This is a genomic window from Stenotrophomonas sp. YJH_SMC_33 (genome assembly GCF_059372295.1).
The window spans coordinates 24105-38357 of sequence record NZ_JCAFVJ010000010.1; the positions used below are offsets into that span (position 1 = coordinate 24105).

The 14253-nt window shown below is 66.8% G+C and carries 11 protein-coding genes; 7 read left to right on the forward strand and 4 right to left on the reverse strand.

The genetic code is table 11. The annotated features are described in order from the left end of the window. Positions 1-115: 115 nt before the first annotated feature. On the reverse strand, positions 116-793 hold the full coding sequence (gene cmk, locus AC5P9W_RS14905) for a (d)CMP kinase (RefSeq protein ID WP_478434614.1): 678 nt from the start codon (positions 791-793) through the stop codon (positions 116-118). Between the two features lie 197 nt (positions 794-990). Between cmk and ykgO the strand changes: the two genes are divergently transcribed. The 7 genes from ykgO (at position 991) to AC5P9W_RS14940 (ending at position 6380) form a co-directional block, all read left to right on the forward strand. Continuing rightward, a complete protein-coding gene (ykgO, locus tag AC5P9W_RS14910; RefSeq protein WP_005409283.1) occupies positions 991-1116 on the forward strand; it encodes a type B 50S ribosomal protein L36 in 126 nt (41 codons plus the stop codon). A gap of 175 nt (positions 1117-1291) precedes the next feature. After that, positions 1292-1591: a hypothetical protein gene (locus AC5P9W_RS14915; RefSeq protein WP_227837998.1), complete on the forward strand. Its 300-nt coding sequence runs from the start codon at positions 1292-1294 to the stop codon at positions 1589-1591. 39 nt (positions 1592-1630) lie between these two features. Then, positions 1631-2668 carry an agmatine deiminase family protein gene (locus tag AC5P9W_RS14920; protein ID WP_019661297.1) on the forward strand — a complete coding sequence of 346 codons (1038 nt, stop codon included), beginning with the start codon at positions 1631-1633 and terminating at the stop codon, positions 2666-2668. Positions 2669-2828: 160 nt separating this feature from the next. After that, complete coding sequence (locus tag AC5P9W_RS14925; RefSeq protein ID WP_021204151.1) at positions 2829-3716, forward strand: carbon-nitrogen hydrolase; 888 nt, start codon at positions 2829-2831, stop codon at positions 3714-3716. Positions 3717-3729: 13 nt separating this feature from the next. Continuing rightward, complete coding sequence (locus tag AC5P9W_RS14930) at positions 3730-4260, forward strand: GNAT family N-acetyltransferase (protein WP_021204152.1); 531 nt, start codon at positions 3730-3732, stop codon at positions 4258-4260. Between the two features lie 4 nt (positions 4261-4264). Then, complete coding sequence (locus AC5P9W_RS14935; protein WP_111104631.1) at positions 4265-5485, forward strand: TraB/GumN family protein; 1221 nt, start codon at positions 4265-4267, stop codon at positions 5483-5485. Positions 5486-5534: 49 nt separating this feature from the next. Continuing rightward, positions 5535-6380, forward strand: coding sequence for a phytanoyl-CoA dioxygenase family protein (locus AC5P9W_RS14940; RefSeq protein ID WP_495219343.1), 846 nt, complete (start codon positions 5535-5537; stop codon positions 6378-6380). Positions 6381-6452: 72 nt separating this feature from the next. Here the strand turns inward: AC5P9W_RS14940 and AC5P9W_RS14945 are convergent, their stop codons facing one another. From AC5P9W_RS14945 to AC5P9W_RS14955, 3 genes are read right to left on the reverse strand one after another with little or no spacing between them, the layout of a single operon-like run. Next, positions 6453-9539 (reverse strand): efflux RND transporter permease subunit, encoded by a 3087-nt coding sequence (locus tag AC5P9W_RS14945; protein ID WP_495219344.1) that lies wholly within the window; start codon positions 9537-9539, stop codon positions 6453-6455. Beyond that, positions 9536-13057, reverse strand: coding sequence for an efflux RND transporter permease subunit (locus AC5P9W_RS14950; RefSeq protein WP_495219345.1), 3522 nt, complete (start codon positions 13055-13057; stop codon positions 9536-9538). Before AC5P9W_RS14950 ends, AC5P9W_RS14945 begins: the two co-directional genes overlap by 4 nt. After that, positions 13054-14205, reverse strand: a complete 1152-nt coding sequence (locus AC5P9W_RS14955) for an efflux RND transporter periplasmic adaptor subunit (protein WP_329859279.1) — start codon at positions 14203-14205, stop codon at positions 13054-13056. Before AC5P9W_RS14955 ends, AC5P9W_RS14950 begins: the two co-directional genes overlap by 4 nt. Positions 14206-14253: the final 48 nt, after the last annotated feature.

Below are 14253 nucleotides of genomic sequence, written 5' to 3' on the forward strand. Positions count from 1 at the left end.
ACGCAGGTCGTGTGTAGTAGGAAAACCGCCACGCATCAGTGCGCGACGGAGCGGGTACAGCACTGCTTTGCGCGACCACTGCCGATGCGGCTGGCAGTGCTCCCGCGCGAACGGATCAGGCAGCCGGAACCGGAAGCAGATCCATCACTCGGGCAACGACATCATCGATGCCGATGCCTGTGGTGTCGATGAGGACAGCATCGTCTGCCGGCTTCAGGGGCGCCACGGTACGCTGGGCATCACGGGCGTCGCGGGCCATGATCTCGCGCAGGAGGTCATCAAAGTTAACAGAAACCCCCTTGTCTTTCAACTGCTTATGCCGGCGCTCGGCGCGCTCCTCGGCGCTGGCGGTCAGGAAGACCTTGTGGGGGGCATCCGGGAAGATCACCGTGCCCATGTCGCGGCCGTCGGCGACCAGGCCCGGCAGCTCCCTGAATGCGCGCTGCCGCTCCTTCAGGGCGGCCCGGACCTCGGGGATGGCGGCGATGGCAGAGGCCAGGGCGCCGGTGGTCTCCAGGCGCAGCTCGTCGGTGGCATCGGTGCCGTTGACCATGACCCGCATGGTATCGCCCTGCTCGACAAACTGAACATGGGTATCGAAGGTGCAGCGCACCAGCGCCGAGGCGTCGGAGGTGTCGATGTCGGCCCAGCTTGCGGCCACGCCCACCGCCCGGTACAGCGCACCCGAATCCAGGTAATGCCAGCCCATGCGGCGCGCGATGATGCGGCTGATGGTACCCTTGCCGGCCCCGGATGGGCCGTCGATGGTCAGGACGGGAGCGAGTGGATTCATGGGGGTCCCAGAGCGTGTGAAGGGGTCATTCTAGCCCCTGCCAGACGCCCCCAGCGGAGTCTTTTGTGCAACCACTTGAAACCACGAGGAAAAGCCCGGTAGAATGGCGGGCTTGAACGAGCGTCAACTGCCGATTGTCTTTCGCATATCGCGGCCACGCTCCACCCGAACAACTACTGTTTACGCCGAGGTATGCCATGAAAGTCCTGTCCTCCCTGAAGTCGGCGAAGGCCCGTCACCGCGACTGCAAGGTCGTCCGTCGTCGCGGCAAGATCTTCGTCATCTGCAAGTCGAACCCGCGTTTCAAGGCGCGTCAGCGCTAAGCCTCACAGCCTTCCGGCTGCGGCTGGCCCTACGCGGGGCCGACCCGATGCAAGAAACCGCCTTCGGGCGGTTTTTTGTTTATGCGGCTTTTTCCTGCCGTTTTTGCTGTAATCGCCTTTCTTGACCACTGGGGAGTAGATCGAGATGAAGCGTTACCTGTCCGCCCTGGCCGTGATGGCCACCCTGGCCGCCGCCACGCCGGCGCTGGCCGATACCCTGCTTGTCGACCGCGCCCGCGAGAAGCCGGCCGGTGCCCTGCCCGTGCGCGGCCAGAGCATGCAGCAGGTGCAGGCGCAGTTCGGCGCGCCGAGCGAGCAGCTGCAGCCGCGTGGCGGGCAGAAGCGGCAATGGCCGACCATCAACCGCTGGGTGTACCCGCAGTTCACCGTCTACTTCGAGAAGCAGAAGGTGATCGACGTGGTGGCCAACCAGGCGGACCCGAACGAAATCGGCCCGAAACCGCCGATCCGCTGATCCCCTTACCCGCCGTGGGCGGGCCTGTGTAGCGAGACCATGAACCAGACCCTTCGTTTTCCTGCCGAGTGGGAAGCCCAGAGCGGCGTCCTGATTGCCTGGCCCACCGCCGATACCGACTGGGCTGACCGCCTGGGCCAGGTGGAAGAGACCTACATCGCCCTGGTCGCGGCCATCACCCGCTTCCAGCCGGTGCTGATCTGCGTGGCCGACGACGATGTGGAGACCTACGCCGAGATGCGGCTGCGCTCCAACCGCATCGACATGGACAAGGTCCACTTCACCACGGCGGCCTACGACGATACCTGGCTGCGTGACTCCGGCCCGATCACCCTGCGCCGTGCCGATGGCGGTTTCCAGCTGCTGGATTTCCGCTTCACCGGCTGGGGCGGCAAGTTCGACGCCACCCTGGATGACCAGCTGGTGGGCGTGCTGGACCAGGCCGGCGTGTTCAACGACGCGCCGGTGCGCAGCATCCCGTTCGCGCTGGAAGGCGGCGGCATCGAGACCGATGGCGAAGGCACCCTGTTGACCACCTGGAAGTGCCTGCACGAGCGCCACCCGGACCGCGACCGTGCAAGCCTGAGCGCCGACCTGGCCAACTGGCTGCAGCAGGACCGCGTGCTGTGGCTGGACCACGGCTACCTGGAAGGCGACGACACCGACGCCCACATCGACACCCTGGCCCGTTTCGCCTCGCCTGACAGCATCGTCTACCAGGCCTGCGACGACGCGAGCGACTCGCACTACGCCGAACTGCAGGCGATGGGCAACGAACTGGCCGCGCTGCGCACCAAGGATGGGAAGCCGTACCGCCTGTTCCCGCTGCCGTGGGCGCAGCCGGTGATCGACGAAGGCCGCCGCCTGGCGGCGTCGTACGCCAATTACCTGATCATCAACGGCGCGGTGCTGATGCCGGCCTACGGCGATCCGGCTGATGACCTGGCCCGCGACGTGCTGGCCCAGGCCCATCCGGGCCGCGAGATCGTGCAGGTGCCCTGCCGCTCGCTGATCTGGCAGAACGGCAGCCTGCACTGCATCACCATGCAGCTGCCGGAAGGGCTGTTGAAGGCGTAACGGTAGTGCCGGCCGCTGGCCGGCAACCAGGTAGCGCCTGATGGATTCGCGGATTGCCGGCCAGCGGCCGGCACTACCGATCGCACCCATTCAGCGCGCGACACGCCGTCGCCGCCCATCCGCGCTAACATGCAGGTTTTCTCCCGCAGGAACGCCCCGCATGAACTCGCGCAGCCCCCTTACCGTCGCCCTGGTCCAGGAGCGCAACCACGGTGACGCCGCCGCCAACCTGGCGGTGATCGAAGCACGCGTGGCCGAGGCGGCTGCGCAGGGTGCCAAGCTGGTGCTGCTGCAGGAACTGCACAATGGTCCGTACTTCTGCCAGCACGAGTCGGTGGACGAGTTCGACCTGGCCGAGCCGATTCCCGGACCGAGCACCGAGCGCCTGGGCGCGCTGGCGAAGCAGCATGGCGTGGTGCTGGTCGGCTCGCTGTTCGAGCGCCGCGCCGCCGGCCTGTACCACAACACCGCCGTGGTGTTCGAGAAGGACGGTACGCTGCTGGGCAAGTACCGCAAGATGCACATCCCGGACGACCCGGGCTTCTACGAGAAGTTCTACTTCACCCCGGGCGACATCGGCTTCAAGCCGATCGACACTTCGGTGGGCCGCCTGGGCGTGCTGGTGTGCTGGGACCAGTGGTACCCGGAAGCGGCACGCCTGATGGCGCTGGCCGGTGCCGAACTGCTGCTCTACCCGACCGCGATCGGCTGGGACCCGGACGACGTGCAGGACGAGAAGACCCGCCAGCGTGACGCTTGGGTGCTGAGCCACCGCGGCCATGCCGTGGCCAACGGCCTGCCGGTGCTGAGCTGCAACCGCGTCGGCCACGAAGCCTCGCCGCTGGGTGCCTCGGGCATCCAGTTCTGGGGCAACAGCCACGTGCTCGGCCCGCAGGGCGAGTTCCTGGCCGAGGCCGGCACGGACGCCACCGTGCTGCTGTGCGATGTCGACCTGCAGCGCAGCGAGCACGTGCGCCGCATCTGGCCGTTCCTGCGCGACCGTCGCATCGACGCGTACGGTGACCTGCTCAAGCGCTACATCGACTGAGCCGGAGCCGCGCATGGCCGTCCTCATCCGTGATGCCGGCCCGGCCGACATCGACGCGATCACCGCGATCTATGCGGTGGAAGTGACCGACTTCGTCAACACCTACGAGTACGACATTCCGGACGCGACCGAGATGCTGCGCCGCATGCGCGACATTGTCGATCGCGGCTTTCCCTACCTGGTCGCCGAAATCGACGGCCAGGTGGCCGGCTACGCCTACGCCAACACCTACCGCACCCGCATTGCCTACCAGTGGACCGTGGAGAACTCGGTCTACGTCGATGCCGCGTTCCAGGGCAAGGGCGTCGGCACCAGCCTGCTGCAGGCCCTGATCGATGCCTGCGTGGCGCGTGGCTACCGGCAGATGGTGGCCGTGATCGGCGAACCGACCAACACCGCCTCGATCAAGCTGCACGAACGCTTCGGCTTCGAGCTGGTGGGCGTGTTCCGTGGCCTCGGCCGCAAGCATGGCCGCTGGCTGGACACCGTGCAGATGCAGCGCGCGCTCGGCGATGGCGCCGAAACCGCACCTTTCAATGAATGAACCCATGACCGAAACCCTTCCCGAGACCGGCGACGATCTGTTCGCCGGCCAGCCGGTGCGCGTCGTCGAACGCGACGGCGTGCGCTACACCCTGCTGGGCACCGCCCACGTTTCACGCGCCAGCGTCGAAGCAGTGGAGAAAGCCATCGACAGCGGCCGCTTCGATGCCGTTGCCGTTGAACTGGACCCGCAGCGCCTGCAGGCGCTGAGCGACCCGGATACGCTGGCCAAGCTCGACCTGGTCGAGGTGATCCGCAAGGGCCGCGTCGCCCTGTTCGCCGCCAACCTGGCCCTGTCCGCCTACCAGCGCCGCTTGGCCGAACAGCTCGACATCGAGCCCGGTGCCGAGCTGAAGCGCGCGGTGGACCTGGCGCGCGAGCGCAACCTGCCGGTGCACCTGATCGACCGCGAGGTCGGCCTGACTTTCCGCCGCGCCTCGCAGCGGCTGGGCTTCTTCGGCAAGCTGAAGCTGGTTGCCGGTCTCGGCGCCGGCCTGTTCTCGTCCGAGGAAGTGGGCGAGAACGAGATCGAGAAGCTCAAGCAGGGCGACATGCTGGAATCGAGCTTCGGCGAGTTCGCCAGCGAGAGCCCGGCACTGTACGAGACCATCATCGGCGAGCGCGACCGCTACATGGCCACGCGCCTGCGCGAGGAACACGACCCGCAGCAGCGTGAAGTGCTGGCGGTTGTCGGTGCGGGTCATCTGGCAGGCCTGGCGCGTTACCTGGAAACCGACACCGAGGCACCGGCACCGCTGCGCGCCGAGCTGGAGGCGGTACCGAAGAAGCGCAACATTCCGTGGTTCACGCTGGGCATCCTGGCCATCGTGGCGACCGGCATCGGCGTGGGCTTCTACCGCGGCGGGCTGGGCGTGGGTACCGAACTGCTGGCGACCTGGGCGATGTTTACCGGCGGCTTGGCGGGCCTGGGCTGCCTGCTGGCAGGCGGTCACCCGCTGAGCATCCTCACTGCCATCGCGGTGGCCCCGTTCAAGCCGTTCCGCCTGAGCATCCCGACCGGCGCATTCTCGGCGCTGGTGGAAGCGCGCCTGCGCAAGCCGGCGTACGAAGACTTCCTCAAGCTGCGCGACGACGCGCAGAGCCTGAAGGGCTGGTATCGCAATCGGGTCACGCGCGTGGTGCTGACGTTCATGCTGACCAACATCGGCAGCATGCTCGGCCTGTGGCTGACCACGTTCAAGGTGTGGGGCAAGGTGGCGGGGTAACGTCCCGCCACACGTAGCTATACTCCGCATTTAAGGAAGGAACAGTCCAATGGATGCATACGATGCGCTGATGCGCGATGGCTTCGTGGTGGTGCGACAGGCCATCGCACCCGCACTGGTCAGGGACATCAACGAGCGCATCTCGCGCTTCAAACAGCGCAATCCAAAGGCGGTCTCGCGCAACCTGGACGACCACCAGCGCATGTATCGGGTCGTCAACCTGCACCTGGCGGTGGATGCGATGACCCGCCTGCTCACTGACAACCCGGCCATCGACGTCTGCGATCGCTTTCTCGGCGAACCGACCACGCTCTACACCAGCCTCTACTACGAGCGCGGATCGGAGCAGTCATTGCATCGCGATACGCCAGTGTTCTGCACGTCCCCGGGCGAGCGCTACATGGGGGTATGGACCGCGCTGGATGCGGTTGACGAAAGCAATGGCCCCCTGCGCGTGGTTCCGGGCAGCCACCTGTTGCCGCCCATCGATGTGCAGGCACTGCGACGCGAAGTCCTCGGCGACGGCCCGATCAGCGCCATGTCGCCGGAGGGCTGGGCCGCCTATCAGGATGCGGTGGCGCGCCAATGCGAAGACGCTGGCCTGAAGCCGCAGTCGGTGCACGTGCAGCCAGGCGATGTGATCGTCTGGCACCCGCAGCTGTTCCATGGCGGCGCCCCGCATCCCTCTGCCGGAACCCGCCGCAGCGTGGTCATGCACGTGACCCCGAAGTCGATGCCCGTGGGTCACATGGATGTTTTCTACGGGCAAACCCCTCCGCTGGCCAAAGCGCCTTGGCGCTATTACAGGCGTGGTCAGCGTGAGATCGCGCGATTCGGGCAGGTGGATTTCGGTCACGAGTACACGCGCCGGACCTGGTTCCTGCGCAAAGCCTGACTCAAGCCAAAAAAAGGGGGAGGCCGCCCCACTACGACCGGCCTCCCCCACACCACAACACGTTGTCGCGCATTACAGCCCGGCAGCGCCCGGCTCTACCCTCTCCACACCTCGCGCGCGGCGGATCAGCCGCGTCACCGCACTGCGCAGGTCATCCAGCACTGCATAGATGGTCGGCAGGAACAGGAGGCTGACCACGGTCGAGAACGCCAGGCCGCCGGCAATCGCGCGCGCCATCGGCGCGTACTCCGGACCATTGCCGAACATCTGCGTGTTGGTCAGCGAGATCGGCACCATCGCCAGGATCGCCGTGCCCATCGTCATCATGATCGGGCGCAATCGCTCGCGTGAGCCCTCAACCAGCGCCTGCGTGCGTCCCATGCCGCCGCGCCGCAGGTTGTTGATGTGCTCGATCATCACGATGCCGTTGTTCACCACCACGCCCATCAGCACCAGGATGCCGATGAAGGACATGATCCCGAACGAGGTACCGGTGATCCAGAACAGCCAGAACACACCGAAGATCGAGAACAGCACGCCACTCATGATCGCCGCCGGGAAAAGCAGCGACTCGAACACCGCCGCCATCACCACGTAGATCATCACCAGCGCGATCAGCAGGTTGAACACCATCTGCTGCATCGCTTCGTCGTCGTTGCCGTAGTCGCCGCCATCGAAGGTGAAGCCATAGCCGGCCGGGAAGTTCATCGGCTTGAGCACCGACTCCATCGCCTTGCGGCCATCCGGTGCGGTGACCTTCTCGGCCAGGTTGGCCTTGATGGTCAGCGTGGTCTGGCGGTTGGTGCGACCGATCTGGGTCGCCGATGAACCGACGTCAACGGTGACCAGGCTCAGCAGTGGCACGCTGCGACCGTCGCCGGTGCGCACGCTGAAGCCGGCCAGGTCTTCCGGGCTGCTCTGCTCGGCGCCAGCGAAGCGCACCCACACCGGTACTTCATTGTCGCCGCGGCGGAACTCGCGCATCGGCGCACCGCGCAGGGCCAGGCCGACGAAGCTGGCGACCTGCTCGGCATTGAAGCCGAATGCGGCGGCACGCTCGCGGTCGACGCGCACCTTCAGCTCGCCGCCCTTCTCGCCGTTGTCGATGCGCACGTCGCGCAGCTCGGCACGCTGGGCCAGCAGCGGCACCACTTCCTGGCCGATCTCCTGCAGCATCGAACTGGAGTCGCCCACCAGCTGCACCTGCACGCCCTGGTTGCCGCCACCGCCGCCATCACCGCCCTGGTTGCCGACGAAGTAGTCGGTGCGGGCCGACTTCGGCAGGCCCTTGCGCAGCTCTTCCTGCAGCGCCTTGATGTCCTTGGCGTACTTCTCGTCCAGGGTGACCACGGTCGAGCTGCCTTCCTGCTCGCTGTACCAGGAGTACACCTGCTTGACGTGCAGGCGCTCGCGGTTGGCGTCGATCCAGTTCTCCACGCGCGCCACCTCCTCGGACATCTGCCGATAGGTATAGGCGCCCTTCCACATGTAGCCGATGAAGATGTCCTTGCCGCCATCACCGCCGAACATGTCGACCTTGGTCAGCTTCATCGGCACCAGGCTGACCAGCACCACCAGCACGATGCCGAGCAGGCTCCAGCCGCGATGGTGCAGCGACCAGTCCAGCAGCCTGGCGTAGCGGCGCTGCAGCCGCGCGATCAGGCCGGTCTGCGAGTGCACCAGCTTGGGCGTGGCCATGCGCGCGGACAGCATCGGGATCAGGCTGACCGCGACCAGCCACGAGGCCAGCAGCGAGACCGAGATGGTGATCGCGATCTGCGCCATGAAGATGCTGATGTTGTTGGTCTCGCCGAACAGGTTCGGCACGAACACGATGCAGTGGCACAAGGTGCCAGCGCTGAGCGCGATGGCCACGTTGCGGGTGCCGATGATCGAGGCCAGGCGCGGCTGTCCCGGCATGCGCTCGCGCTCCTGGTAGATGCTCTCCACCACCACCACGGCGTTGTCGACCAGCATGCCCACCGCCAACAGCAGGCCCATCATGGTCAGGATGTTCAGCGTCACCCCGACGAAGTACATGAAACCCAGGGTGATGGTGAAGCAGATCGGAATGGCCAGGGTCACCATCAGCGTGGACGGCCAATGGCGCAGGAAGAAGAACAGCACCGTCACCGACAGGATCAGGCCGACCGCACCGGCCTCGGCCAGTTCCAGCAGCGAGGAGGTCACCGCCCTGCCCTGATTGTCGATCACCTTGATCTGCACGTCGCGCATCGATGCTTCGGCACGGATCGACTCGACTTCAGCCAGCGCCGCGCGCGACACCTCTACCAGGTTGGCGCTGCGCTCCTTGAAGATGTCCAGGCCGACGGCCGGGTTGCCGTCCAGGCGGCGCCCGTAGTTCATCCGCGCCGGCTTCAGGCGCACGTCGGCGATGTCGCCCAGGCGCAGGCCCTTGGCGTTGATCACCAGGTCGCGCATTTCCTGCAGGTCGGTGATCTCGCCCACCGGCTGCACGCGCACGCGCTGGCCGTTGTCGTCGATCTGCCCGGCCGAGATCGAGAAGTTCAGCGTGCGCAGGCGCTCGCTCAGCTCGTTGATGCTCAACCCATGCGCGTTGAGCCGGTTCGGATCGATGGCGATCTCCACCTCGTTCGGCGGCGCGCCGGTGATGTCGACGCGGGCCACGCCGGGGATGCGCTCGATGCGCCGCTTGAACTCGCGGTCGAGCATGTCGTAAGCGGTGGTCAGGTCGGTGGTGCTGGCCAGGCGCACCTTCAGCACCGGCTGGTCGCTGCTGGACCACTTGAACACGTTGTAGCGCTGCAGGTCATCGGGCAGGTCGCTGCGGATCGCATCGATGCGCTCGCGTGCATCGGACGCGGCGATGGCGATGTCCCGGTCCCAGTCGCTGAACTCGATGAAGATCAGCGCCGCCTCGGAGGTCGCCGACGAGCGCATCCGCTTGATGCCGGTCATCGTCGCCAGCGATTCCTCCACCGGGCGGATGATGGTCCGCTCCACTTCCTCCGGGGTTGAACCGGTGTACGGAATCTGCACGAACAGGAACGGCGCGGAGATGTCCGGCAGCGCTTCCAGCGGCAGCCGGAACGAGGCGATCAGGCCGATCACCACCAGTGACACGAAACACATGATGGTGGTGACCGGACGGCGGATGGAGAACTCGGCAACACTCATGCCGGTTCCTCCGCACCCGCCGCGCTGCCTGCTGCACCCGGCTCGATCTCGCCGGCATGCTTGCGACCACGCTCGCGGTAGTAGGCGTCACCACGGCGGTCCATCAGGTCGTAGACCACCGGGATCACCAGCAGGGTGAGCAGGGTCGACACCAGCAGGCCACCGATCACGGTGATCGCCATCGGCGCGCGCACTTCGGCACCCTCGCCCATCGCCACCGCCAGGGGCAGGAAGCCGAACAGCGTGCACAGGGTGGTCATGATGATCGGCCGCAGGCGCGAGCGTGCCCCTTCCACCAAGGCCTCGTGCTTGGCCACGCCGGCCTCGCGCAGCTGGTTGACCTTGTCGATCAGGATGATCGCGTTCTTGGTGACCAGCCCGACCAGCAGGATCAGGCCGATGAACACCACCACCGAGATGGGCTTGCCGGTCAGTGCCAGCGCCAGGATGGCACCGACCAGCGCCAGCGGAATGGTGAACAGGATCACGAACGGGTGCAGGAGCGATTCGAACTGCGAGGCCATCACAAGGTAGACCAGGAAGATGGCCAGGCCGAAGGCGAAGATCAGCGACTTCGCCGCCTGCGCCAGCTCCTCACCCTGGCCACCGATGTGCATGCCGACACCCGCGCCCAGCGGCTGCTCGGCCACCATCTGCTGCACTTCGCGCATGGCCGCGCCCAGATCGATATCGCGCAGGTTGGCCGACACGACGGCCACCCGGGTCTGGTCAGCGCGATGGATCTCGCTGGGACCAGTGGTGGCGACCACGTCGGCCACCGCGTCCAGCGTCACCGGACGGGTACTGCCCGGATTGACGATCAGCCGGCGGATGCTCTCCACGCTGGCACGGTCGCCTTCCTGCGCACGCACCAGCACGTCGATCTTGCGGTCGCGGAAGCTGTAGCGGGTCGCCACGTCGCCGCGCACCTTCTTCACCACCACGTCGGCGATCTGGCGGGTGGTCAGGCCCAGCGCACCGGCACGTTCCTGGTCGAAGCGGATCTGGATTTCCGGGAAGCCCTCTTCAACCGTGGACTTCACGTCGGCGTAGTGCGCGTTGCCGCGCAGCATTGCCGCCAGGCGCTGGCCGGCCACTTCCAGCGTCGCCATGTCCTGCCCACGCAGCTCGATTTCCAGCGGCGTGGAGAAGCTGAACAACGCCGGGCGCGCGAAGTCGACCTGTGCACCCGGATGCTGGCCCATGGTGTCACGCAGGCGCTCGGTGATCTCCGCCTCGGTACGCGCGTTGCCGCCGCCTTCCATCACCACGGTCAGCTTGCCGATGTTCTCGCCGCTCTCGGTTGGGCTGGCATCCAGGCGGGTGCCGCTGCCGCTGACGCCATACAGCGAGGCCACGCCCTCGCCGTTGCCGTGGGCCAGCTGCAGCTCGCGCACCAGCGCATCGGTCTGCTTCAGCGGCGTGCCGGCCGGCAGCTTCACCGTCATTTCGAAACGGTCCTGCGCCAGCTGCGGGATCAGGTCGGCACCGAGCATCGGCACCAGTGCCATGGTCGCCACGAAGATGATCGTGGCCACGCCCAGCACCTTGCCGGGATGCGCCAGCGCGCTCGGCAGCAGGCGCAGGTAGCCGCGCTCGGCACCGGCATAGGGCTTCATCGCCAGATCGCTGGCCTTGCGCATCACCGGGCCAACCACCGCCACCACGCCACGCCACGCCCGCACGACCAGCCAGGCCAGTGCATAGAAGCTCCAGCGCGCGGTCGCCACGGCACCACGGCGCCCCAGCGCCACCGGCTTCTGCCAACGGTTCTGCGGCTGCCACGGTTCGTTCGGTGCCTCTTCCGGGAACGCCAGCGGCGGCCGTCCCTTCAGCGAGCTCAGCATCGGGATCAGGGTCATCGACACCAGCAGCGAGATCGCAATGGCGATCGCCACGGTCATTGCCTGGTCGCGGAACAGCTGGCCGGCGATGCCATCGACGAACACCAGCGGCAGGAACACCGCGATGGTGGTCAGGGTCGAGGCGACCACGGCCATGCTCACTTCGCGGGTACCGACGATCGCCGCCTGCAGGATGCCCAGGCCGCGTTCGCGCGCCTTGGCAATGCTCTCCAGCACCACGATCGAGTCGTCCACCACCAGGCCGGTGGCCAGCGCCAGGCCGCCCAGCGACATCACGTTCAAGCTGAGGCCGAGCTGGCCCATGAAGAAGAACGTGGCGATGATCGAGACCGGCAACGACAGGCTGATCACGAAGGTGCTCCAGCCATCGCGCAGGAACAGGAAGATGATCAGGATCGCCAGCAGGCCACCGATCACCGCATCCTTCTTGACGTCGGCGATGGCGTGCTCGATGAAGCGCGACTGGTCCTCGATGGTGGTCATCTCGACATCGGACGGGAACGTGCCCTTGATCTGCTCCAGGCGCTTGCGCAGCGCTTCGGCGGTGGACACGGTATTGGCGTCGCCTTCCTTGTAGATCGCCAGTTCCACCGATTCCTTGCCGCCCAGGCGGATCACCGCTTCACGCTCCTTGTAGCCCTGGCGCACGGTGGCCACGTCCTTCAGGCGCACCGGCACGCCGTTGGCGACCACGCTGGAGCCACTACCGGACGATGCGCTCTGTGCCGCCGAGGCCGCCGCGATGGCGGCCGCCGACCCGGTCGACGCGGCGATGTTGAACATCTGCTGCAACGCCGAGTCGGCCGCGCTGCCGTTCGAGCCCTGGGTGGTGACCAGCAGGTTGCGGATTTCCTCCAGGTCGGCGAACTGGTTGACGGTACGCACCAGGAAGCGCTGCGAGCCCTCCTCCAGGCGGCCACCGGAGATGTTGATGTTCTCGTCCTTCAGGCGCTTGATGACGGTGTCGATCGGCAGGTTCAGCTGGGCCAGCTTCTGCTGGTCGATGTCGACCTGGATCTCGTCCTCGAGGCCGCCACCGACCTTGACCGCTGCCACGCCGGTGACCGGCTCCAGCTTCTTCTTCAGGTCTTCATCGGCATAGCGGCGCAGGCCGGTCAGCTCGCGGATCGCATCGGCATCGGTGGCTGGCGCGTCCTTGCTCGACAGCACCAGACGCATGATCGGCTCGGTGGATGGATTGAACCGCAGCAGTACCGGGGCCTTGGCCTCCAGCGGCAGGTTCAGCGCTTCCATCTTGTCGCGCACCTCCAGGCTGGCCTGGTCCATGTTGGTGCCCCAGGCGAACTCCAGCACCACATCGCTCTGGCCGGTGCGCGAGACCGACTTCAGCTTGCGCAGGTTCTTGACCACGCCCACCGCTTCTTCGACCGGCTGGGTGATCAGGGTTTCGATTTCGGTCGGCGCCGCACCGGTGTACTCGGTGCGTACGGTCAGCGTCGGGTAGCTCAGGTCGGGCAGCAGGTTGACCTTGAGGTTGCCCAGCGCGATCAGGCCGAACAGCAGCAGGGTGACCGTGCACATGGCGATGGTCACGCGGCGGCGGGTGGCGAATTCCACCAGGCCGCCGCGCATGCCGGCGGCGGCGCCGTCGCTCGCCGGCGAGGCACCGTGGTCGTGGCCCGGGGCGGTCATTGCTTGCTCCCGGCCTTGTCTGCCGGCTTGGCTGCCGCTGCGACCGTCTTCGACTTTGCCTTCGGATCGGCGATCACCTGCACTGCGGTGCCGTCGCGCAGCGCGACCTTGCCGGCGGTGACCACCTGATCACCGGCCGCCAGGCCATCACGGATCTCCACCCACGGGCCCTCGGCGTAACCCAGCTTGACCGGAACGCGTGCGACCTTGCCTTCGCGCACCCGGAACACCGCCGGCTCACCGTCGTCGAGCAGCGCCAGGCGCGGCACCACCAGCGCATCGGCACGCTGGTCGTAATCGATGCGGATGCGCCCGAACATGCCGGGCTGCAGCGCGTGCGCGGCGCCATCGAAGGCACTGACCACGCGAAACGTGCCGCTGCCCGAATCCACCACCGGCGCGATGCGGTCGACGGTGCCGGTGAAGCTCTGGCCCGGCAACGCGTCGGCGGCCAGGGTTACCGGCTGACCGGCGCGCAACGTGGCCAGCTCGCGCTCGGGCACGTTGAGGGTGGCTTCCAGGCGCGAGTTGTCGACGATGCGGAAGATCGGCGTGTTGATCTGGACGAAGTTGCCGGTCTTGATCGAGCGCGAGGCGATCACGCCGGAGATCGGCGCCACCACCGTGGTATAGGACAGTTCCAGCGTGGCCAGGCGGTACTGCGCGCGGACGTTCTCCAGGTCGAAACGCAGCTGGTCGACATCGGCCGCACTGACCATCTGCTGGCCGACCAGCTTCTGCGCGCGCTGGTAGTTGTTCTCCAGCTTGCGCATCTGCGCTTCGCTCTGGGCAACGGCCAGGCGTGCGCGGTCCGGGTCCAGGCGCACCAGCGGCTGGCCGGCGGTCACCCGCTGGCCTTCCTCGACCAGCACCGCCAGCGCCACGCCGGAGGTCTTGGCGACCACCTGCGATTCGGCGCGTGGTTCCAACGCGGCGGTACCGGTGTAGCTGGCCGCGACGGCACGGTGGCTGGCCACGGCCACTTCGACCGGGACCGCGTCGACCTTCTTCTCCTCCTTGGTGTCGGCGGCCTTGGCTTCGGAATTGGGCCCTGCGGCGCAACCGCCCAGCAGCAGGGAGGTGGAGATCAGCAGTGCGGCAGCGCAGATTCCGCTGCGACGGCCGGACAGGAAGGTTGGGTGCGACATCGTCAGGTCCCTGGAGGATGCGTGGACAGGTGTGGTAGCAAAGTAATG